A 19,589-nucleotide genomic window follows, 5' to 3' on the forward strand; every position below is an offset into this window, starting at 1 on the left:
CACGAAGGAACAACCAAAGGCTGCTGAACGAAATGAAGCCATCCACGCTCTCCCTGTACGAGCAGGTCGGGATCGTCATCCCCGGCACCACCGTCCTGTTCGGACTGTTCTTCGTCTCCCCGGAGCTCAAGGCGATGTTCCTGCGCGACGGCTTCGGCCTCGGGGACTTCGGTCTGTTCGTGACGGTGTCCTATGTCGCCGGTCATTTGGTGGCGGCCGTCGGCAACGCCCTGGAGAGGCTCTATTGGAAGCCGTTCGGCGGGATGCCGTCGGTGTGGATCGCCAAGGCCGGGCAGACGGTCATCGCGCCTTCGCAGGCCGAGAAGCTGGAGCGGCTGATCGGCTCCCGTCTCGGTCTTCCCATCCCCACGATCTGCGGGATGGCTCCAGGGGAATGGCATCAGGTCTTCATGCAGATGACAGCGGACGTCCGCGCCTCCAAAGCCGATGGCCGAGCGGAGATATTCAACGCCAACTACGGGTTGAACCGCGGCATCGCAGCTGGGTTGCTGGTGGTGGCGGTCACCAATCTCGTGCTGGCGCCCACGTCTTGGCGGGTCACCCTTGTTGCCCTGGTGCTGTTCGGGCTGGCCCTATCTCGAATGCACCGCTTTGGGGTGCATTACGCCAGGGCTATGTGCCGGGAGTTCCTGCGGCTCCCGGAGGTTCCTACTCCCCAGCCCCAGGGGTCAGCAACAGAATCCGCGAATGGCTAATAAGGCTCCTCAACACGTGTTGACTGGCTGACGGCAACGGCTGTCTGGGGTGATCGCGCCGCATCTGGTCTAGTGCAATGCAGCCCACCGTACACTAGTGGACCTGCGCTGTGCGGTGGGAAAACCCTCAGATGATCACCTGGGCAGCCAACCGGGCGAAGGGAGCGCTGGAGCCGGAGCGCGTGGCCGGGTTCTTCCTGGCGTTGCAGATGCCATGGGACGGGACGGGGGCGGAACCGGATGACGGCGATAGTGAGGAAGCATAAGACAAAAATGAAGCTGGTCCTATCGAAGCTGAAGCTCATCTTGGACGACGCTCCCGAGGGGGGGGCATACACGGCCGCGTTGGAACCACAAGGAACTCCAGCCTCGATATGGCCAGGCTGGCGTTCATGAACGGCATCGACTTCATCACGTTCCTAGAAGATGTTGGTCGCGATAGCCTCGGCCGTCGCGTCGTTGCGGGTCTCCATATGGGCCTCGTAGACGCGCCTATACGGCTGCGTGAGCATCACCTCGTAAATGACCAACGATCCGGTCCGCATGTCTGAAACCAGCGCACCTGCCTCCTCTCCGGCGAACACACCCGAGGGGCTGCCAATCTTCCACGAGATCATCATGCCAACGCTCCAGGCGCTCGAAAATCTGGGCGGGTCGGCTAGGGCGGACGAGCTCAACGCGGAGATCGCGAAGCTCATGGACCTGTCGGACGAGGTCCTGAACTACCGCAGGCCAACCTCCTCGACCAACGAGGTCCCATACCGGTCGGCATGGGCTCGGACGTACCTGAGGATGTACGGAGCGATCGAGAGGACTTCCCATGGGGTGTGGGCGCTGACGCCGATCGGCCGCGGGCTCACGCCTGAGCAGGTGAAGCAGATCCCTTCCAAGGTGCGCGCCATGCAGGCGGCGAAGAAGGCCAAGGCTCTGGTCGCGTCGAGCGAGCAGGACGACATCGCAAACCCAGTTGCGGACGTTCCCGCGGCCATTGTTCAGGAAGTCGAGGCTGAGGTTAACGCCGATTGGAAGACGCAGCTTTTGGGTGTTCTGCTCACCATGAGCCCGGCCGCCTTTGAGCGCTTGGCTCAGCGGATCCTTCGGGAATCCGGCTTCGTGAAGGTCGAGGTCAAAGGCAAGTCGGGGGACGGTGGTATTGATGGCATCGGAGTCCTCCGCCTCACCCTGATCAGCTTCCAGGTTCTGTTCCAGTGCAAACGCTATCAGGGCTCTGTCACAGCCGGGGAGATCCGGGATTTCCGAGGCGCCATGGTTGGCCGCACTGATAAAGGGCTGTTCATCACCACGGGTCGGTTCACCAGCGACGCCCGCCGTGAGGCCACCCGGGATGGCGCTCCGCCGGTCGAACTCATCGATGGCGAAGGGCTATGCGATCTGCTCAAGGACCTCAGGATCGGTGTGTCGACCCGGCAGGTTGAGGTGGTCTCAGTTCATCCCGAAGTGTTCGGGGCGGTGTAGAGGTTCTTGTGTTCGGCATCAGCACGCAGCTTCTCGTGTCTAACGCTAACCGGCGTGCAGCCAATCCTTGAACACGAACTCCAGGCTGTAGCCGTCGGGATCGCGAACCTGCGCGGCGTAATAGCGCGGGTCGTAATGAGGCTGGGCTCCTGGCTGATGGATCTCCTTCGCTCCGGCGGCCAGCGCGGCCGCATGAGCCGCATTCACCTCGGCTTCGGAGTGGGCGACGAAGCCCACATGGACGGCGCTGGGCGCAGGCATACCCTGCCGCAGCCAGAAGAAGACTCGGCCGCCAGCGCCGAATCCCTTCAGGTCGGGATGGCCCGGTGGGCCGTCCTTTCCGTCGTAGTCGTGCCGCACCCCGATGCCGAGGTGGGGCAGCACCGCCTCGTAGAAGGCGACGGAGCGGTCCAGGTTGCCGACGGTCAGGAAGATATGATCGAGCATGCCGATGCCTCAGATGCAGTAGCCGCCACCGACTTCGATGGTCTGGGCGTTCACCCAGCCCATCCCAGGCGAGGCCAGGGAGGCGATCATGCGGCCGACTTCATCCGCTTCGCCTATCCGGCCAAGCGCGGTCTGTCCAGCGAGCAGCGCCTCGAATTCCGGCCCGATGCCGCCGCCGAGTTCCGTTCGGATCGCGCCGGGCGCCACCGCATTGGCGCGCAGCCCGCGCGGCCCGAACTCCTTCGCCATATAGCGCGTCAGCACCTCGAGGCCACCCTTGAACGCGGCATAGGGCGCCACTCCCGCCGTAGCCACCCGCGAAGTGGCGGAGCAGATGTTCAGGATCTGCCCGCCCGTCCTCATCAGCGGCAACAGCGCCTGCGTTAGGAAGAACGGTCCCTTGAGGTGGACGTCGAACAGCCCGTCGAACTGGGCTTCGGTCACCGCTTCGATCGGGGCGAAGAGCCCGTATCCGGCATTGTTGACCAGGATGTCGAAACCATCTTGCCCGAACGTGCCTTCCAGCGCGGCCTCTGCGGCCTGCCGGAAGGCTCCGAAGGTCTCCGTCCGGGAGACGTCCAGCGGCAGCGCCACCGCCTGCCCGTCAACCGCGGCGATCTCGGAGACGGCCGCCTCGGCGGCCTCCGCGTTCGCATTGTAGGTCAGGATGATCCCGTGACCCTGCTCCGCCATGGCCAGCGCCGTCGCCCGGCCGATTCCGCGGCTCCCGCCGGTGATGATGGTGATCTGCATCCGTCGTCTCCCATGAGCATCTCGATGCCCTTGGAATAGCGGCCGCGGTCGCCCAAGGCTTGAGGCATTCCTCGCCGATTCTTGCCCAATCCTGCCCGTGCCCCGTCAGGCGGCCTCCCGTGACCGAAGCTCGGTCAGCACGCGCGCCGCGTCCCGTGCGGGCGGTGCGCCGAAAAAGCGAGTGTATTCACGGCTGAACTGGGTGGCGCTTTCGTACCCGACCTCGAAGGCGACGGAGGTGGCGTTGCCCGCGCCGGAGACCAGCAGCATCCGTGCCTGGAGCAGGCGGATGCGCTTTTGGAATTGCAGCGGGCTGAGGGCGGTCACCGCCTTGAAGCGGCGATGGAAGGCCGAAACCGACATGGCAGCCCGGTCGGCCAGTTCCTGGATGGAAACAGGTTCACGGTAATGCGCACGCAGCCACTGGATCGCCTGGTTGACCCGCGCCAGCGTCGTGTCGGGCGTGGCGATGTCGCGCAGCATCCATCCCATCGGGCCGGTCAGGACGCGGTAGAGGATCTCGCGCTCGTAGGCCGGGGCCAGGGCGGGAATGTCCTGCGGGGACTCCATCAGCCGCAGGAGCCGGGTCCAGGCGTCCAGAAGCTCCGGTGTGACCTCGCCCACAGCCATCCCGCCGGGCGAAATCGACATCGGAGGCGATGGGAGGTCGGCCAGCAGGGCGGCGATCCTCTGCGGTTCAAGGAGAAGCGAGACGGCACGGTAGGGACTGCCGTCCGCCGCCGGATGCACGGCGCCGACGGCCGGAAGGTCGATGGACATCACGAAGTAGGTTGCCGGGTCGTAGCGGAAGGTCCGGTCACCCACGGTCATGGTCTTCGATCCTTGCAGGATCAAGTTGATCATCGGGTCGTAGACGGCGGCCAGTTGGTGCTCGGGGACCGGCCCCTGAACCATCGCCACCCGCGGGATGCCGGTTTCGGTCTTCCGGTTCTCGGCGCCCCGCGTCAGGCGCAGCAGTTCGTCCATCTCGTATCTCATCGTGCGAGTGTCGGGCTCGCAAGATGCCTTGTCCAACGGAAAGCAGGATCGGGCAAGAAACCGGTAGCAATGGCGGGGCGGGGGCGGCCGGTGGGCCATAGAGTGGGCGTGGAACCAAGGAGACCCCGAATGACCCAGTCCAATCCAACGTTGCGCGGCCGTGTGATGATCTACGGCGCGTCGGGATACACCGGCCGCATGGTGGCGCGTGCTGCGGTGATGCGCGGGCTACACCCCGTTCTGGCCGGTCGCGACCGTACCCGGCTCGATGCACTTGCCGGGGAACTGGGCCTGGAGACCCGCATTTTTCAGCTTGACGATGATCTGCGGAAGAGCCTGTCGGGGGTTGCCGTCCTTCTGAACTGCGCCGGTCCCTTCATCAGGACTGCTGAGCCCCTGATGCGGGCAGCCATCGCCTGCGGTCTGGACTATCTCGACATCAGCGCCGAGATCGACACCTACCGGTTGGCGGACAGCCTCGCACCGGCGGCCGCGCAGGCGGGCGTCATGCTGATGCCCGGCGTCGGATGGGACGTGGTGCCGACCGATGCGCTGGTCGCCCGGTTGGCGGAACGTTCGGGCAAGCCGCTCCATATCCGCATCGCGCTGGAGGTGGCAGGCGGCATGTCGCGCGGCTCGGCCTTCAGCGCGGGGGAGATCGCGGCTGCGGGCCTGCTGGAGCGGCGTGACGGAAAGCTCGTCACCAAAGCAGACGCGGCCCCGCACGCCTTCGACTTCGGCGAAGGGCCGGTGACCTGCCTTCCGCTCTCCTTCGGCGATCTGGTCACGGCCTGGCACCTGACCGGGGCGCCCAACATCGAGATGTACGTACACGTGCCGGACGGCGCCTTTCCCACTGGTGATCTGTCGGCATTGCCCGACGGGCCTTCGGAGGAGGAGCGTCGCGCCCATCCAGCCCGAGCCGTCGTCGAGGTGACGGATGCCGAAGGCCGCGTCCACACCGGCAGGATCGAGACGGTAAACGGATACGACTTCACGCCGCTGTCCGCCTTGGCCGCCGCCCTTCGGGTGCTTAATGGCGCACGGGCGCCGGGCTTCGCCACGCCGTCGCAGGTCTTCGGTCCAGGATTTGCCGAATCCATCCCCGGCACACGCATCAACCTTTGAGGTCAGTCATGCCGACCCCGCATCGCAATATCTCTCGCAGGCTTGCCTGCTCCGAGATGCCGGTGAACTCCCCGCCCTTGCCCTGGAGGACGAGAGCTTGTTGATCGATCACATCGAGATCCCGGTGGCCGACCCGGAACGGTCGCGCCAGTTCTACGAAACGGCCCTGGCGCCGCTGGGCGTGGCCTGCGTTATCAGCATCCCGGCCGCTCGGTCCGCTGCCGGTACGCCCAGACACGGCCTTGGGCGCGACGGCTACCCGTGCCTGTGGCTCCATATGGGTGAGCCGACACCGGGTGGCATTCACATCGCCTTCACCGCAGCCGACCGTGCGGTTGTCGATGCCTTTCATGTGGCTGCGTTGGCTGCGGGCGGACGTGACAACGGCGCACCTGGTATCCGAACCCGCTATCATCCCAGCTATTACGCTGCCTATATCCTCGATCCCGACGGCAATAACATCGAATGCGTCTGCCAAGCTGAATGACGAGAGGGCCGAAGGACCGGGGCATCATCGCGTGGTGACCGGGTCTTCATGCTGAGCTCAATCCGCGCGCATACGCCGTGGGCGTCATGCCGACATGGCGGGTGAAGGCCACGCTGAAGGCGCTCGCCGAGCCATAACCCACGCGCTCGGCGACGTCCACAATGCCCCCTTCCCGTCGCCACAGCAGGTCCTTTGCCAAGGCCATGCGCCAGTCGAGCACATAGTCCATCGGCGTCGTGCCCACGGTCCGTCTGAACCTGTCGAAGAACGCCGACCGGGAGAGCGCCGCCTCCTTCGCCAGCTGCGCGACCGTCCAAGGCCAGGTTGGACGCTCGTGGATCCGTCTCAGGGCAACGGCGACACGCTCGTCGCCGAGTCCCCGCAGCAGGCCCGGTGACCCTCCTGCCCCCGTCGAGGAGCGGAGTGCCTCAATGAGCAGAACCTCGAGCAGTCGCGCCAGAACGACGTCCCGAGCGGGCCGGTGCGTACGCGATTCCTCATTCACAAGCTGCACCAGGGCGGTCAGCCTTTTTTCCCCGCGGATGTGGATGAGTTGCGGAAGAAGCGAGACCAGAAGGGCGGCGTCGGTCGAACCGAATGCGCAGTAGCCGACGAGATTGCGGACCTCCGGCTGGCGGTCTCCATGACCGAGCAGGAACTCGCCCGGGGCCAATTCGACCGGCACGGTGTCGTCGGCGTCCGTGGCCATCGGCTCCATGCTCGACATGGAAAACTCGTATGCAGCGGGGATCAGGACGAAGTCGTCCTTCTCCAGGGTGATGGGGTCGCCTCCGCCGACCGTCAGGCGGCATGAGCCGTCCAGGACCACGCAATAGAAGGGACGCCCGGCTTCCGAGCGGCTGACCCGCCACCGACCCGCCGCCTGAACAATCTTCGAGAAGGAGGCCCGTGGCTGTAACAGGCCGACCACCTGTGCCAGAGGATCGCTCAATTTCGGACTCCTGAAAACGAATCCTGGACTTGCGATGGTAGGGAGTCCGGGCGGGACCGTCTATGGTCGGTTGATCGGTTCATCGACAGGAACATGCTCATGAAGACCATCCTCATCACCGGATGCTCGTCCGGGTTCGGCCTGGAAACGGCACGATACTTCCTTGATCACGCCTGGACGGTCATCGCCACCATGCGCACGCCGCGCGAGGATCTTCTGCCCCGTTCCGAGCGACTGCGCATCGTCTCCCTGGATGTCACGGATCCCGACAGCATCCGCCGGGCCGTGGATGAGGCCGGGCCGATCGATGTCCTGGTCAACAATGCGGGGATCGGCCTGCTGGGTGCCCTGGAGGGCGTCCCGATGGAGACGGCACGCGAGGTCTTCGAAACGAACACCTTCGGCACGATGGCGATGACGCAGGCAGTGCTGCCCCAGTTCCGCGAGCGGAGGTCCGGCGTGATAATCAACGTCACGTCCAGCGTGACCCTCAAGCCACTGCACCTGCTGTCGGTCTACACGGCCAGCAAGGCGGCGGTGAACGCCTTCACCGAATCCCTGGCGCTGGAGTTGGAGCCTTTCGGCGTGCGTGCGCACCTGGTGCTTCCGGGGCGGGCGCCGGAGACATCGTTCGGCGAAAGCGCCCGTTCCCGCATCCACATCCCCGAGCCGTATTCACCTTTGGCGCAGAGCGTCTTCGCAGCATGGCAACAGTCCACCATGGTCACTCGGGCACTCGACGCCGCGGAAGCGGTGTGGCGCGTGGCGAACGACCCATCCTGTCCGATGCGTCTTGCGGCCGGTGCGGATGCCGTGGCGCTCACTTCGGCAGCATGACCGTTTTCGCAAGTGCGACTGGCCCGGCGGTCGGGAATCCAGCACAATCCCGGCATGAGCGGGCAAGCCATCGCGTCATCGACGGAGTCCCTGGCAGGGCTGGTGGAGCGCGTGACCTTTCACAGCGCCGAGACAGGCTTTTGCGTGCTCCGGGTGAAGGTCCGCGGACATCGGGACTTGGTTGTCGTCGTCGGCCACGCGGCGATGATCTCGGCCGGGGAATGGATCCAGGCGAGCGGCAGCTGGGTTAACGATCGCACCCACGGCCTCCAGTTCAAGACCACCTTCCTGAAGGCAACCCAGCCAACCACGCTGGAGGGCATCGAGAAATACCTGGGCTCCGGGATGATCAAGGGCATCGGCCCGGTCTACGCCAGGAAGCTGGTGAAGGCGTTCGGCGAAGCCGTGTTCGACGTCATCGAGGCCGAGCCCGGTCGCCTGCGCGAGGTCACGGGCATCGGGCCCAGGCGGGCCGACCGCATCGTCAAAGGATGGGCCGACCAGCGGGCGATCAGGGAGATCATGCTGTTCCTGCACGCCAACGGCGTCGGGACCTCCAGGGCCGTCCGCATCTACAAGACCTACGGGCAGGATGCCATCCAACTCATCACCGAGAACCCATACCGGCTGGCCAGGGACATTCGCGGCATAGGCTTTAAGACGGCCGACCAGATCGCGGCCAAGCTGGGCATCGAGAAGACAGCCATGATCCGCGTCCGGGCGGGCATCGGCTACGCGCTGGCGGAGGCGATGGACGAGGGGCACTGCGGCCTGCCGGTGGAGGATCTGGAGAAGCTGGCCAGCGAACTCCTGGAGGTCGGCACCGATCTGGTGGCCGAGGCGCTGACGGACGAGCTTCGTCACGGCACCGTCATAGCTGACCGGCTGGAGGGCAGGGACTGCGTCTTCCTGGCCGGGCTGTACCGGGCCGAGCAGGCCATCGCTGCCTGGCTGCGGGGCCTTGCGGGCGGAACGCTGCCCTGGCCCGCCATCGACATGGAAAAGGCGCTGGAGTGGGTGGAAGGGAGGACCGGGCTGACGCTGGCGCCGAGCCAGCGGGAGGCAGTCCGGCTTGCCCTGGCATCCAAGGTCATGGTCATCACCGGCGGCCCCGGCGTCGGAAAGACGACCCTGGTCAACTCCATCCTGAAGATCCTGGCCGCCAAGCACATCCGCATCCTGCTGTGCGCCCCGACCGGCCGCGCGGCCAAGCGGCTCTCGGAGAGTACCGGGATGGAGGCCAGGACCATCCACCGGATGCTCGCCTTCGACCCGGCTGCCGGTGGCTTCAAGCACGGTGAGGAGAACCGGCTGGAATGCGATCTGCTCGTCGTCGACGAGACGTCCATGGTGGACGTGCCGCTGATGAACGCGCTGTTGAAGGCGATCCCCGACAGGTCGGCTCTGATCCTGGTCGGCGATGTCGACCAGTTGCCGTCGGTGGGGCCGGGGCAGGTGCTCGCCGATGTGATCGCTTCCGGCGCCGTGCCCGTGGTGCGTCTGACCGAGGTGTTCCGACAGGCGGCGGCCAGCCGCATCATCGTCAACGCGCACCGTATCAACCAGGGGCAGATGCCGGACCTGACGCCCGTAGAAGGTTCGGACTTCTACTTCGTCGAAGCGGCAGAACCCGAGGACGGTGTTCGCAAGCTCATCGAAGTCGTTCGGAACCGGATCCCGAAGCGCTTCGGCCTCGACCCCGTGCGCGATGTCCAGGTGCTCTGTCCGATGAACCGCGGGGGCCTCGGCGCCCGGTCGCTGAACGTGGAACTCCAGGCGGTCCTGAACCCGCCGGGCGATGTTCGGGTCGAGCGCTTCGGCTGGACCTACTGCGTCGGCGACAAGGTGATGCAGACCGAGAACGACTACGAGAAGGAGGTCTACAACGGCGACCTGGGCGTCATCACCGCGATGGATCCGGAGAGCAGTGAACTGCTGATCGACTTCGACGGCCGTGAGGTGGTCTACGATTTCGGCGAGCTCGACCGGGTGTCGCTGGCCTACGCGACGACGATCCACAAGAGCCAGGGCTCGGAATACCCGGCCGTCGTCATCGCGCTGGCGATGCAACATTGGACGATGCTCAGGCGCAATCTCGTCTACACCGGCGTCACCCGCGGGAAGAGGCTGGTCGTCGTCGTGGGCCAGCGGAAGGCGCTCGGGATGGCGGTGCGGGCACGGCAGGAGGGGCGTCGGTGGTCGAAGCTGAAGGAGTGGTTGGGCGTGCAGGCGAACAGCGGATAAAAGACGCCCGCCGCGACCGGCACGCCGAGCGCGTTATAGACGAAGGCCAGGAACAAGTTCTGCCGCATGTTGCCCATGGTGGCCCGGCTCAGAACCCGCGCCCGTGCGATGCTCGCCAAGTCGCCTTCGACCATCGTCTCACCCGCACTCTGAATGGCAGCATCCGTGCCAGTGCCGATGGCGACGCCGACGTCAGCCTCGGCTGCCCCTTGAGGACGTTGGCGCCCGCGGGCTCGAGCGCGACCTTCTAGGTCTGCTTGTTCGCCAGGACGGTCGCCTCGGCCTTGGCGCCGGTCACATCGACCGGCTTATCGGCGCCATCGGTCACGTACAGGACGACGTCGTTGCCCTTGAGCACGACTTCGACATGGTAGGGGCCCGCGTCGGCGCGCTGGCCGCCGTTCGGGCCGATCTTCGAGCCGTCGGCGAAGGCCGTGGCCGGGGCAGTGAACAGGGCGGCGGCGAGGAGGAGGGTCGAGAACTTCACGGTGTGGTTTCCTTCTGAATGGACTGGGTGAGGGGATCAGTAGGCTTCGGCCGGACGCAGCGAACCGGCCTGGGCGGCGACCAGACGATTCAGCGGCTTCTCGCCGAGCTTGAGGAAGAGGACCGGGGTCAGGAAGGTGTCGAGCAGGGTCGCGCTGACCAGCCCGCCGAAGATGGTGACGGCGACGGGATGCAGGATCTCCTTGCCCGGCGCGTCGGCGCCGATCATCAGCGGCACCAGCGCCACCCCCGCCGAAAGCGCGGTCATCAGCACGGGTGTCAGGCGCTCCTGGCTGCCCCGGATCACCATGGCCTTGCCGAAGGCCTCGCCCTCGTGCAGCACGAGGTTGATGTAGTGGCTGATCTTCAGGATGCCGTTGCGCGTGCTGATGCCGGTCAGCGTGATGAAGCCAATCATCGAGGCGACGGACAACGGCTGCCCGGCGATCCACAGCGCCGCGACGCTGCCGATCAGGGCCAGCGGCACGTTGCCCATGATGATCAGCGTCAGCACCGCGGAGCGGTAGCGGCTGTAGAGCACCAGGAAGATCATCGCCAAGGAAACCATCGACAGCGCGGCGATGGTCTTGGATGCCTCCTCCTGTGCCTGGAAGGTGCCCTCCAGGCTGGTGAAGTAGCCGGGCGGCAGCTGGGATTGGGCGATAACGTCGCGGATGCCCGCGATGATCCGGGCCATGTCCGTCTGGCCGTCGGAGTTGCCGAGGATGACGATGCGGCGCTTGGCCGAGGCCGTCTTTGACTTGCGGCTGCCGCAGCGTGAAGAAGACGATCTCGTTCAGGTTCTGCGGAGCATCGAGACGAGCGCCATCGCGTTGCGACGCCTCGGCCGCGATCGCGTGGTCATCGACATCGGGAACCCGATCGATGCTTTCGACTTGGCACGGAAGGTCAGCGAAATCCGCGAACGAAGCATCGAGGCTTGGCGCCCGGCGCCGGGTGGTCGGTGAAGCTCCCGGCCGCGAGCTTCAGGCGGCTTCTCGCCCGGCATCCCAGCCGCAGATCTCGAGGCCCCAGATGACGTGCTTTAGATACCCTTCCGGCAGGCTGCCGGTGCCCTGCTTGCCCAGCGCATAGACGCCATCGAAGGCGATCGCACGACCGCGCTCAAGGTCCAGCAGGCTGATGGGCATGGTGACCTGCATCCTGCCCTGCTCCGACCTGCCGACAAGGATGATGTCGAAGGCATCGGAGCCGCCGAAAGCAAAACGCTGGACGACTGGGTGCCAATCGTCCAGTCCGACAACCGGTTTCCCATCTGCGGCCGCCCGACCGATCAGGGACGCGAGTTCGGCATCGGTCGGCCGGTCAAGCTGCACGCGCGGGAAGGGCGGCGTGGGGAGCGTCGCCGGTGTCTGGGTCGGATCGTCGTTATTGATCATAGTGGTCGTCCGCCTGCCGGTAGGAATGTCGAGTCAGGCGAAATCTTGTTCGCTGTTCGTTCGCGACGCAATAGGAAAATGGCTCTGGTGCAAGTGACAATTGCTGAGGTTCGCAGCCGCCCAGTTGTTGCTGGCCGTCACCGTCCGGCCCGCCGCTGGAGGAACTCTTCCCACACCGGGTTCTCGTTCACGGCCGGTGCGACGATGCCTTCCGCGTCGATGTGGTTCGGGATGCAGGCATGGAGGATCGAGAGGCTCCAAGGGTCATCGACGCGGGATACCCATCGGGCCAGGGTCTCGGAGAGTTCCGCCCGACGGTCGGAGTCGAAGACCGGCACCTTGGCGGCTTCTTTCATCAGTGCGCCAAGGGGGCCGCACAGCTGCGGCCGAACTCCGGCCGAGTGCAGCACCGGCTGGAGGGAGTCGCTCCAGTCGTACCAAAGCGCCTGGCTGATCTGCTCATAGGATGCGCCGCCATCCGCTTTCAGCAGGTGGACTGCGAAATCAACCCGGCTATCGAGCAGCGCGTTGACGATCAGGTGCGGGTGGTCATCGTCGTGCCAGCCCCGCTGCCGCGCTCGGAGCGCCGCGCTGGCGATGGCCGAGGGGCCGGGATCCGTTCCACGGAGCGACGCTATCATAGTTGAGGCGACGATCTGGTCGCGGACGACGGCGGAGATGTCGACGAACCTCAGCGAGATCAGGTCCAGGGCATGACCGGCTACGGTCCGCGCCTTCTCGAGCCTGGAGAAGGGGCCTGCGTTGGCGGGGGCCGGGGACAGCTTCAGCAGTGCATGGCAAATCCGTTCGAGAGCATCGCCGTGCACTTGGTGATCCGGAAAGGCATCTTCGAAGGCCAACCGGACCTCCATCGCGACCTGCCAGTGAAACTCGCTCTTCTGCTGTCCCATCATCGCGCTCCCCAGCAACCTCAATGGACGTGTCGCCATGGAGCATGCAAGGGACTCATGTCGGCGGGGTGGACGCTGTCATCCCCAAAGGCGCAGACCATCCTATGACGCCTTCCGACCTGCGCGGCCGTTCAGGCCAGGCACCCCCTCAGCGGCCTCCCGGTCAGCAGAAAGGCGACGACATGCTGGATTGGTGTCTCGGCGAGCGTGGCTGCCTGCCTTGTGTTTAATGACCTTACAAGGTCGGCCAGATCTTTGTCTCGGAGGCGCTCGAGCAGCGGAGCCGGGATTGCCACCCCGATGGCGCGCCATCTCGCGATCTGGCGGAGCGCCTCGGCCTGACGGACGACATCGACCTGCCTCGTCATGCCGGTCGCCAAGTGCATCCTCCCCTTCGGCAAGCCATCCTCCGGGCATGCCCCGGGTGAGGGCATCGCACAAGCGCCGGTCGCTGTGGCCGCCGACGCTCGCCCTTCGACCGCGCGACGGCCAAGACATCGCCTGCTCAAAGGACGCCGATGCGCCGACACGCCGATGCGCCAGCACGACGACATGTTGAGGTCACCGGACCGTCGTATGTACACCTCAGCGTCCGACGACGTGCTGGAGAGGTTGCTAAGTCGTTGCATCTTTTCACTGTTTGCGCCTTGCGCCTGTTGAATTCGGCGCTCCGGCGTCCGCCGACATGTTGAGGTCAACAGGGCGGCGGGTTTGCTTTAGACGGCATGTTAAAATCTTCTCTATCCGAACACTCGTCATAAAAAATGAGATTAATGCATGGCCATGATATGGGTTCCCAGAGTAGACGGTATGTTGATGTCACCAAGCGACCTTGCCTTATGACGGCTACTGCGTCGAATGAACATCTGGAATGGGATAGGGAGTGTCGAAATTTACTAGGTGGTGATCATAATTCTCTTGCGTGCCGCCGCCGAGGAAAGCATCATATCCAAGCGGGACATCGAGCCCGTGGGCTTGGCGCAGCCCGACCGCCCGTCGAATACGCTACCGGGGCGAAGCACCCGGTCACTCGTCTCTTCCGACCCGCGCATCCTCGCGTTGGGCCGATGTGAAAGGGCGCCATCGGTCTCATCATTCGGAGGCTGCGATGCAGGTCGCCATCACCCGGGATTCGTTCCGTTCCATCAAGTCCGCCATCCTCGAGCAATACCCGCTCGCAAGGCACGCCAAGAGCCAGACCCTGACCGAGGCGCTCGCCCGTGGTCTCGGGGCGAAAACCCATGCGGGGCTCATCGCCGCCATGGCGGATCGCGGGGTGTCCGTCTGCCCGGTCAACCAAGGCGCCTTCCTGAGCCACCTCGCGACCCACGGCGTCCGCATGGATCTCGAAAAGGAAATCCTCGACGCCTGGCCGCTGGAAATGATCATCCGGCTGGCCCTCCCGCCCGCATGCATCATCGAAGCCGACCCGGTCGCCGACCCGGTCCCTGCGTTCGACCTCGACAGCCTGTCGCGGATCACAACGAACGCGCGCCCGGCGATCGAGGTCTGGTATCTCGTTCAGGCCGCCGACGCCAATCCCATGGCAGTCCGTGACATCCGCGGGCAGCTGCCGGGTGTCGTCGAGGTCTGCACGTCGGCGGAGCGGGCCGAATGGGTATCCCGCATGTGCCACGAAGCCCTTGACCGCCGCAAGCTGCCGCTCGTGAACATCGGCGGCGAGGAACGCGAGATCGCGTCGGTCATCGCCGAGATGATCAGCGCGCAGTTGCTGATCTGCGAGGGCGACGGCGCCGAGCGACTGCCCGGCCGGACCGACCTCTTGATGTGCGACTACCTCAAGTCGAAGCTGACGCTGGACTTGTCGTTACCGCAGCTGGAAGACGGTGCGGACATCCGCCTGGAAAGGGCGACCAGGATGCTGCTCAAGGCCGCGGCGCTCGCCGTAGCATGCCGGATGTCGGCCCCACACGTCGACCAGGGGGCAACGGTGAACCCAGACGGTCGGCGGTTGCGGGCCGAGCGATGCATGCCGCAACGGAGCGTCCTCCAGGTGATGCCGGGCTCGTTGCCGGACCGGGAACTGGAGATCGACGTCCCCGAGGCGTTCCACATGCTCAACGATGCCGTCGAGGAATGGCGTTTGGCATCCGATGAGCAAAGCATGGGCATCAGCGTGCCGATCTCCGCCATCCGGTGAGGGTCACCGTGAGAGCGGCAGCGGTTCCTTACAGGCGGGAAAACTCGCTTGCCGGGTACCGCCCGCTCCCGCGGCAAGTCATGACGGTGCTGGTGGAAGGATGGTTCGGTAGTTGCGCTCAGGATCCGGCCGCGGCCGTGTGGGCTCAAGAGCAGGTGCCAGATAGAAGATCGGAATTTGCCCAGAAGAATGCGAGTCCGTGCGACACGATTAGTGGTTGGCTTCGAGAAAAATGTTGCCAGCGGCTTGATTTCTCTGGGAATCGGCGCCTAGAATTATGAGGAATCAGGACAAGATGGCGAGACCGAAATGCGCATCGATGGGGCGCCAAGGCCACGATTTGGACGACAGGAAGCCTCGGCCGCCGCCCGCAGCACCGAGACAGCCAGCGCACGAAATGCCTCCCGACGGCCTCCCGGCCGTCTGGAGCAGAGCCGTTGCCCGCACACTGTCGACATCGAAGAATGGCTCGCGGCCCATGCGAAGCCGGGCGGTCGCGATGCTGCCCTATCGCCGCCGACCTTGTCGTTTGGACACATCTCTGAGCAACAGAGGAACGTGAGATGATCGAGGATCAGAACCGAAAGAGCCAGAACCCTTCCGAGAGGGATCGCGGTCTGGAGCGGTCTGCCCGGAGACTCCATGTGATCTTCAGTGAACTGGGTGCCTCGATCGAGGGCCAGGACAGCAAGGGAAGGGCTGCCGCCCTGGCTCAGCTTCGCGCCACGCCGCTCCGGGAGCTTATGGTCGCGGTGTCCCGTGCTGCGTTCCTGGTGCGGCGCGACGTCTCGACTGCCGAAGGCTGGTGCCGACAGGAGGAGCTCGATGGCCTTGATGGCCCTGACAGCCTTGGAAGTTGGGCCCTCCGATGTTCGCAGCGTGCCCTCATGATCGCCGAGACGCTTGTGGACGCCGCCCAAAACGACCTTCGAGCGGATCATGCCGATCAACTGATCGTACGCCGGTAGGCAATGCTGTCGAGCGGCGCCTCCCAAGCCCATGTCCAGCCTTCTCCCAGCAGCCGATGGACGGCTCGGGCCAGCCACGCAGTCCCACCCCATTCGGACCGGGCTTCACCGGCGGCTTCATCGAGCAGTTGCCGTGCAAACACTCCATCGAGCGCGGCCTCGGCCCCGACGATCACGAACGGGGGCCGGACATCGGGATCATCCCAGGCAGCCAACGGCGCGACGAGCACGCCGACGGCGCCGGTCTGCTTCCATGTGGCTTGGGCGGTCGCCCGCGCAACGATGTCGATCGCCTGATCCCTGGTTACCGCCGTCCCTCCTTCTCAGGCCGCGCGCCTTGCACGTCATCCTGTACCCGTTAGATTGCTTCAACGGCCGCAGGTTGGAAACGGAGAGCGCATAGGCATTCGGTCGATCCGGCACCACGGCGCGACTTACACCCTGCGCTTCGATCGTCTTGGAGCTCGGTGGCACGTCGAGTTCGCGCGCATGGAGGGGGCCACCCTGGTGGTCTTCATCTCCCGGGGCCGCAGTCGGCGTGCCGTGGTCCGTGCCGTCCATACGGCCATCGAAGGCGATCGTCGGAAAGCGGGCTGCCGCGCGTAGCATCTTCGAGCCCGAGCCCATAGATCTTGCCCGCGCCTGCGTGATCGACGTCGAGGCAAGCGCCCTGGGCCGCGGCAGCTACCCCATCGAGGTCGGCGTGGCTTGGCTCGACGGGCGCGTGATGTCCTGGCTTATCCGGCCGACCGCCGAGTGGCTCGAGCGCGGGGTGTGGGATCCGGCCGCCCAAGTGCTGCACGGCGTCTCGCTGGAGCAGATGGCAGCCGAGGGACGCCCGGCCGCCGAGGTGGCCGAGGGGGTCATGGCCGCCCTTTCCGGCCAACTGCCGCACAGCGACGCGGTCGGCGCCGACGATGCGTGGCTCGCCAGCCTGATGGCTGTCATCGGGCACAGCTATCCGCGGCTCGAACCGCTCGACGACCTCCTTCGAGAGGTCACGACGGGCAGCAATAAGGACAGGGCGGCCGAGGTCGAGCAGGCGATGACGGAGGCACGCGCCGGGTGGCCAAGACGCCACTGCGCAGGTGACGATGCGGCGCGGCTGGCGGAGATGGTCCGAATCCTGGCCGACAGGGCTGATCGCCTCTGAATGCCTTCTTCCGGTATCGTCGGCCGGGCCTGCTGAACGACGGCGGGGCAGGACACGGCCAAGACACCGAACAACGAGTGCACACGAAGGCGGTCACCGCGACCCTTGCCGCTCCGGGCCGTGGAGTTCCAGTCGACGCTCACGATCGGCAGACCGAGGGCGGCTGACGAAGGGCCTCCGGTGGCTGAGAGGGGCGCCCGGGCGGCCAGGGGTGCACCGGCGACATTCCGCCTCTCGGCTGCCATCAGGCTCCCAACTCGATGCCGAGGATGCGGTTCGTGGCCGGAACTGCCCCGGATGCCGAGAGGCTCCAGATAGCCGACGGGCCAGGGCGACGTCGTCCCCCCGTTACTCCCGAAATCAGAATCACATTATCCGGGGTCGTGTAACACTTTTTGAGAGTTTCTCGGGTCCGCTTCGGCACTCGGCAGACGGTTGAATTCACCCAGGGAACGTGATGTCTGACGACCGTTTTCACGAAGCGGAAAGGGGCGTCACCGCTTCAGAAGCTGACGCCAGCCGGGGGCGGCTCAACTCCCTGCCCGGCGAGGAGGGGAGGGCGGCATCATGGGTGCCGATCCGGCAGGTTCACAGCCATACAGACATCGGCGTCAACGGATTTCGGTGCAAAAGGTGGACAGATCTGTTGACGGAATCGCGCCTGATGCAGTCGGCCAATAGAACCCAGTGGCCGACGTCCTGCTAAACGTTCCCTCATCGACAGTCTCCAGGACCGCTGGAGATAAAGCCGCCGTTTCTGCTTTCAGAGCAATGGCTTGGTAAATCTGTGCAACATGAATCGTGGCGTCGTGTAACACTTTTTCGAAGCCGTGTAACAGCTTCTGCGGCCGGTGTATTACCTCTTCGAAACCTGCGCCAAGCGGCGGATCACCGTCTGGCAGGGCGTTAAGATGCCGGTATCGTACGGTATATTACCGGTACGATACGGTACGGTAGTCAGACGTCCTCCGGGCAGCCGCTGGAGGGTCTCGGCCGAGCAGCTCGACGGCACCGATGCCATCGCAGACAGGTGTCGGGGAAGGTTCTCTCAGCGATCCTTCCAGTTCAGTCCCGCTGCCTTCATCGTGTCCCAAAATGTCCGCTTCTGCCGGTGGCTCGCCACCACCTGCTCGCGGTAGGCATCCTGAGGTGGGTGTCCGAACCAGTCGTCGACGGCGGGGAACAAGCGTTCCGCCGCGGCCAAGTCGCGGACAGCATGCTCGTACTGCGTGGACTGCGCCCGCGCCAGGACGGCGTCGGCCATGCTGCGGTAGAGCAGGACGGCGGCAAGGGGATAATTGGCCTCCAGCGCCTGCGCGGCGGCGCGTAGTCTGCTGTACAGGTCACCGTTCATCTCGCCGACGCGGGTCAACACGAGGTTCGCCGCAGCATCCAGATCCAGGCTGATCAGCAGGTTGAGCGCGGCATGCGGTTCGCGATGCTGACGGGCCAGTGTCACGGCCGTTGCCCGCACCCGGTCGTGCTCTCCGTCCGGCAGATGAGCGAGGTATGCGCGGAGGATGTGCTCGGACAGGCTGCCGGTGAACATCTTCCAGCGGACTGCCTGGGCATCCTGGTGACGGCCCAGTAGGTCCAGGAGACGAACACGGAAATCATCGATCTCCCATTGCCGGTGCGCCGGGACGTCCGCCTGTTCGACCCGTGCTAAGGCTTCGGCCGCGCGCCGCGCTTCAACGAGGCGCTCGCCGATCTCCTTGAGGGCGTGGCTCTCGGTTCCTGCGAGCCGGTGCACGGCGATGAGGCCGTCGACATCCCCGCGGGCGTCGGCGATCTGCCGGAGCCCTCGTGTCAAAGGCCACGTCCGCGCCTCCTCGTCCTGGGTCCGGCCACATTCCAGGTCACCGCGGATCCGGCGCTCCAGTTCGTCCAATCCTTCCGGCCCCAATGCCTCCTTGAAGGCGATGACGATACCACCGTGAACGCCGTAGCTGTCCTTGGTGAGGATGCCGAAGACATCGCGGGCCAACTGCACCCGGTCGCGGTCTGGCACCGCCGCCCATGCTGCACCGAGGTCGTCGACGGCTTGCTTGAGCACGTCGCCGATCAGGCCGTCGGAATCGTCGGAGCGGTCGAACACCGCGGCGTCGAGCCGGATGAAGCGACCGAGCAGCTCGGCAGCCGCTGAGGGATGTTCCGGGAGGAGGTCCCGGACAATGGCTTCGCGGACCCGGTCAAGGTCAGCAGCCAGCGATGAGCTCTCGCGGTAGCCGTAGAACCGGCGATCAGATTTGATCCGCAGGATTTCCTCGGACAAGGTCTGCGGCAGTCGGTCGCCGCTGCCCAGTGACGCCAGGGCAAGACGGAGAGCCTGATGCAGGCCAGTGTCCCGATCGGCGTGTTCGATCAAGATCTCCGCCAGCCGCCGAGGACCGAGAGCCTCGACAGCCTCTACAGTGATATCGAGTTCCTCATTCTCGGCCATACCTTCGTCCCCTGTCGCTGCCCGCGGC

General features: G+C 65.3%; 21 protein-coding genes. 10 read left to right on the top strand and 11 right to left on the bottom strand.

Translation table 11 applies throughout. From position 1 onward, the window contains the following. Window positions 1–32: 32 nt before the first annotated feature. Together ACODS4_RS05060 and ACODS4_RS05065 are read left to right on the top strand one after the other, a co-directional pair. The gene (locus ACODS4_RS05060) at window positions 33–716 is read left to right on the top strand and encodes a hypothetical protein (protein WP_488861326.1); all 684 of its coding nucleotides are present in this window, start codon (window positions 33–35) and stop codon (window positions 714–716) included. A gap of 522 nt (window positions 717–1,238) precedes the next feature. Beyond that, window positions 1,239–2,192: a restriction endonuclease gene (locus tag ACODS4_RS05065; protein WP_488861327.1), complete on the top strand. Its 954-nt coding sequence runs from the start codon at window positions 1,239–1,241 to the stop codon at window positions 2,190–2,192. A gap of 45 nt (window positions 2,193–2,237) precedes the next feature. Here ACODS4_RS05065 and ACODS4_RS05070 read toward each other — a convergent pair whose 3' ends face one another. The 3 genes from ACODS4_RS05070 to ACODS4_RS05080 all read right to left on the bottom strand — a co-directional run bounded on the left by ACODS4_RS05070 (window position 2,238) and on the right by ACODS4_RS05080 (window position 4,379). Continuing rightward, window positions 2,238–2,639, bottom strand: a complete 402-nt coding sequence (locus ACODS4_RS05070) for a VOC family protein (RefSeq protein WP_488861328.1) — start codon at window positions 2,637–2,639, stop codon at window positions 2,238–2,240. Between the two features lie 9 nt (window positions 2,640–2,648). Continuing rightward, window positions 2,649–3,392 carry an SDR family NAD(P)-dependent oxidoreductase gene (locus tag ACODS4_RS05075; RefSeq protein ID WP_488861329.1) on the bottom strand — a complete coding sequence of 248 codons (744 nt, stop codon included), beginning with the start codon at window positions 3,390–3,392 and terminating at the stop codon, window positions 2,649–2,651. Between the two features lie 105 nt (window positions 3,393–3,497). Continuing rightward, window positions 3,498–4,379 carry an AraC family transcriptional regulator gene (locus ACODS4_RS05080; protein WP_488861331.1) on the bottom strand — a complete coding sequence of 294 codons (882 nt, stop codon included), beginning with the start codon at window positions 4,377–4,379 and terminating at the stop codon, window positions 3,498–3,500. Between the two features lie 141 nt (window positions 4,380–4,520). On the opposite strand from ACODS4_RS05080, the gene ACODS4_RS05085 reads away from it, so the two are divergent. Together ACODS4_RS05085 and ACODS4_RS05090 are read left to right on the top strand one after the other, a co-directional pair. Further along, a complete protein-coding gene (locus ACODS4_RS05085; RefSeq protein WP_488861333.1) occupies window positions 4,521–5,519 on the top strand; it encodes a saccharopine dehydrogenase family protein in 999 nt (332 codons plus the stop codon). 97 nt (window positions 5,520–5,616) lie between these two features. Continuing rightward, entirely contained in the window at window positions 5,617–6,006 is a 390-nt protein-coding gene (locus tag ACODS4_RS05090) for a VOC family protein (RefSeq protein ID WP_488861335.1), read from the top strand. Window positions 6,007–6,052: 46 nt separating this feature from the next. Here the strand turns inward: ACODS4_RS05090 and ACODS4_RS05095 are convergent, their stop codons facing one another. Beyond that, a complete protein-coding gene (locus ACODS4_RS05095) occupies window positions 6,053–6,958 on the bottom strand; it encodes an AraC family transcriptional regulator (RefSeq protein WP_488861336.1) in 906 nt (301 codons plus the stop codon). Between the two features lie 99 nt (window positions 6,959–7,057). Here ACODS4_RS05095 and ACODS4_RS05100 point away from each other — a divergent pair, with 99 nt between their 5' ends. Both ACODS4_RS05100 and recD2 read left to right on the top strand, forming a co-directional pair. Next, window positions 7,058–7,795 carry an SDR family oxidoreductase gene (locus tag ACODS4_RS05100; protein ID WP_488861338.1) on the top strand — a complete coding sequence of 246 codons (738 nt, stop codon included), beginning with the start codon at window positions 7,058–7,060 and terminating at the stop codon, window positions 7,793–7,795. 54 nt (window positions 7,796–7,849) lie between these two features. After that, window positions 7,850–10,039 (top strand): SF1B family DNA helicase RecD2, encoded by a 2,190-nt coding sequence (gene recD2 / locus ACODS4_RS05105; RefSeq protein WP_488861340.1) that lies wholly within the window; start codon window positions 7,850–7,852, stop codon window positions 10,037–10,039. A gap of 247 nt (window positions 10,040–10,286) precedes the next feature. On the opposite strand, the gene ACODS4_RS05110 is transcribed toward recD2, so the two are convergent. After that, window positions 10,287–10,526 (bottom strand): hypothetical protein, encoded by a 240-nt coding sequence (locus ACODS4_RS05110; RefSeq protein ID WP_488861342.1) that lies wholly within the window; start codon window positions 10,524–10,526, stop codon window positions 10,287–10,289. Window positions 10,527–10,562: 36 nt separating this feature from the next. After that, window positions 10,563–11,258: an efflux RND transporter permease subunit gene (locus ACODS4_RS05115; RefSeq protein WP_488861644.1), complete on the bottom strand. Its 696-nt coding sequence runs from the start codon at window positions 11,256–11,258 to the stop codon at window positions 10,563–10,565. Here ACODS4_RS05115 and ACODS4_RS05120 point away from each other — a divergent pair. Continuing rightward, on the top strand, window positions 11,251–11,493 hold the full coding sequence (locus ACODS4_RS05120; RefSeq protein WP_488861344.1) for a hypothetical protein: 243 nt from the start codon (window positions 11,251–11,253) through the stop codon (window positions 11,491–11,493). The two genes, ACODS4_RS05115 and ACODS4_RS05120, sit on opposite strands and share 8 nt — an antisense overlap. A gap of 18 nt (window positions 11,494–11,511) precedes the next feature. Here ACODS4_RS05120 and ACODS4_RS05125 read toward each other — a convergent pair whose 3' ends face one another. From ACODS4_RS05125 to ACODS4_RS05135, 3 genes are all read right to left on the bottom strand, one after another. Then, on the bottom strand, window positions 11,512–11,925 hold the full coding sequence (locus ACODS4_RS05125) for a hypothetical protein (RefSeq protein WP_488861345.1): 414 nt from the start codon (window positions 11,923–11,925) through the stop codon (window positions 11,512–11,514). A gap of 137 nt (window positions 11,926–12,062) precedes the next feature. Next, window positions 12,063–12,839 (bottom strand): hypothetical protein, encoded by a 777-nt coding sequence (locus ACODS4_RS05130; RefSeq protein ID WP_488861347.1) that lies wholly within the window; start codon window positions 12,837–12,839, stop codon window positions 12,063–12,065. Window positions 12,840–12,967: 128 nt separating this feature from the next. Continuing rightward, the gene (locus tag ACODS4_RS05135) at window positions 12,968–13,216 is read right to left on the bottom strand and encodes a hypothetical protein (protein ID WP_488861349.1); all 249 of its coding nucleotides are present in this window, start codon (window positions 13,214–13,216) and stop codon (window positions 12,968–12,970) included. A 728-nt stretch (window positions 13,217–13,944) separates the two neighbouring features. Here ACODS4_RS05135 and ACODS4_RS05140 point away from each other — a divergent pair. Both ACODS4_RS05140 and ACODS4_RS05145 read left to right on the top strand, forming a co-directional pair. Continuing rightward, on the top strand, window positions 13,945–14,997 hold the full coding sequence (locus ACODS4_RS05140) for a hypothetical protein (RefSeq protein ID WP_488861351.1): 1,053 nt from the start codon (window positions 13,945–13,947) through the stop codon (window positions 14,995–14,997). Window positions 14,998–15,560: 563 nt separating this feature from the next. Beyond that, window positions 15,561–15,965: a hypothetical protein gene (locus ACODS4_RS05145; protein ID WP_488861353.1), complete on the top strand. Its 405-nt coding sequence runs from the start codon at window positions 15,561–15,563 to the stop codon at window positions 15,963–15,965. Here the strand turns inward: ACODS4_RS05145 and ACODS4_RS05150 are convergent. Continuing rightward, a complete protein-coding gene (locus ACODS4_RS05150) occupies window positions 15,944–16,195 on the bottom strand; it encodes a hypothetical protein (protein ID WP_488861355.1) in 252 nt (83 codons plus the stop codon). The two genes, ACODS4_RS05145 and ACODS4_RS05150, sit on opposite strands and share 22 nt — an antisense overlap. Before the next feature lie 416 nt (window positions 16,196–16,611). On the opposite strand from ACODS4_RS05150, the gene ACODS4_RS05155 reads away from it, so the two are divergent. Then, the gene (locus ACODS4_RS05155; RefSeq protein ID WP_488861357.1) at window positions 16,612–17,118 is read left to right on the top strand and encodes a hypothetical protein; all 507 of its coding nucleotides are present in this window, start codon (window positions 16,612–16,614) and stop codon (window positions 17,116–17,118) included. Between the two features lie 1,048 nt (window positions 17,119–18,166). On the opposite strand, the gene ACODS4_RS05160 is transcribed toward ACODS4_RS05155, so the two are convergent. Then, window positions 18,167–19,561, bottom strand: a complete 1,395-nt coding sequence (locus ACODS4_RS05160) for a DUF6880 family protein (protein WP_488861359.1) — start codon at window positions 19,559–19,561, stop codon at window positions 18,167–18,169. Window positions 19,562–19,589: the final 28 nt, after the last annotated feature.

Source organism: Azospirillum sp. FG154, from assembly GCF_057809575.1.

Bases quoted from the DNA above. Each gene is read 5' to 3' on its own strand.
- ACODS4_RS05145 (WP_488861353.1), top strand. From the start codon at position 15,561: ATGATCGAGGATCAGAACCGAAAGAGCCAGAACCCTTCCGAGAGGGAT.
- ACODS4_RS05130 (WP_488861347.1), bottom strand. From the start codon at position 12,839: ATGATGGGACAGCAGAAGAGCGAGTTTCACTGGCAGGTCGCGATGGAG.
- ACODS4_RS05160 (WP_488861359.1), bottom strand. From the start codon at position 19,561: ATGGCCGAGAATGAGGAACTCGATATCACTGTAGAGGCTGTCGAGGCT.
- ACODS4_RS05070 (WP_488861328.1), bottom strand. From the start codon at position 2,639: ATGCTCGATCATATCTTCCTGACCGTCGGCAACCTGGACCGCTCCGTC.
- ACODS4_RS05075 (WP_488861329.1), bottom strand. From the start codon at position 3,392: ATGCAGATCACCATCATCACCGGCGGGAGCCGCGGAATCGGCCGGGCG.
- ACODS4_RS05120 (WP_488861344.1), top strand. From the start codon at position 11,251: ATGACGATGCGGCGCTTGGCCGAGGCCGTCTTTGACTTGCGGCTGCCG.
- ACODS4_RS05060 (WP_488861326.1), top strand. From the start codon at position 33: ATGAAGCCATCCACGCTCTCCCTGTACGAGCAGGTCGGGATCGTCATC.
- ACODS4_RS05140 (WP_488861351.1), top strand. From the start codon at position 13,945: ATGCAGGTCGCCATCACCCGGGATTCGTTCCGTTCCATCAAGTCCGCC.
- ACODS4_RS05100 (WP_488861338.1), top strand. From the start codon at position 7,058: ATGAAGACCATCCTCATCACCGGATGCTCGTCCGGGTTCGGCCTGGAA.
- ACODS4_RS05065 (WP_488861327.1), top strand. From the start codon at position 1,239: ATGACCAACGATCCGGTCCGCATGTCTGAAACCAGCGCACCTGCCTCC.
- ACODS4_RS05125 (WP_488861345.1), bottom strand. From the start codon at position 11,925: ATGATCAATAACGACGATCCGACCCAGACACCGGCGACGCTCCCCACG.
- ACODS4_RS05080 (WP_488861331.1), bottom strand. From the start codon at position 4,379: ATGGACGAACTGCTGCGCCTGACGCGGGGCGCCGAGAACCGGAAGACC.
- ACODS4_RS05085 (WP_488861333.1), top strand. From the start codon at position 4,521: ATGACCCAGTCCAATCCAACGTTGCGCGGCCGTGTGATGATCTACGGC.
- recD2 (WP_488861340.1), top strand. From the start codon at position 7,850: ATGAGCGGGCAAGCCATCGCGTCATCGACGGAGTCCCTGGCAGGGCTG.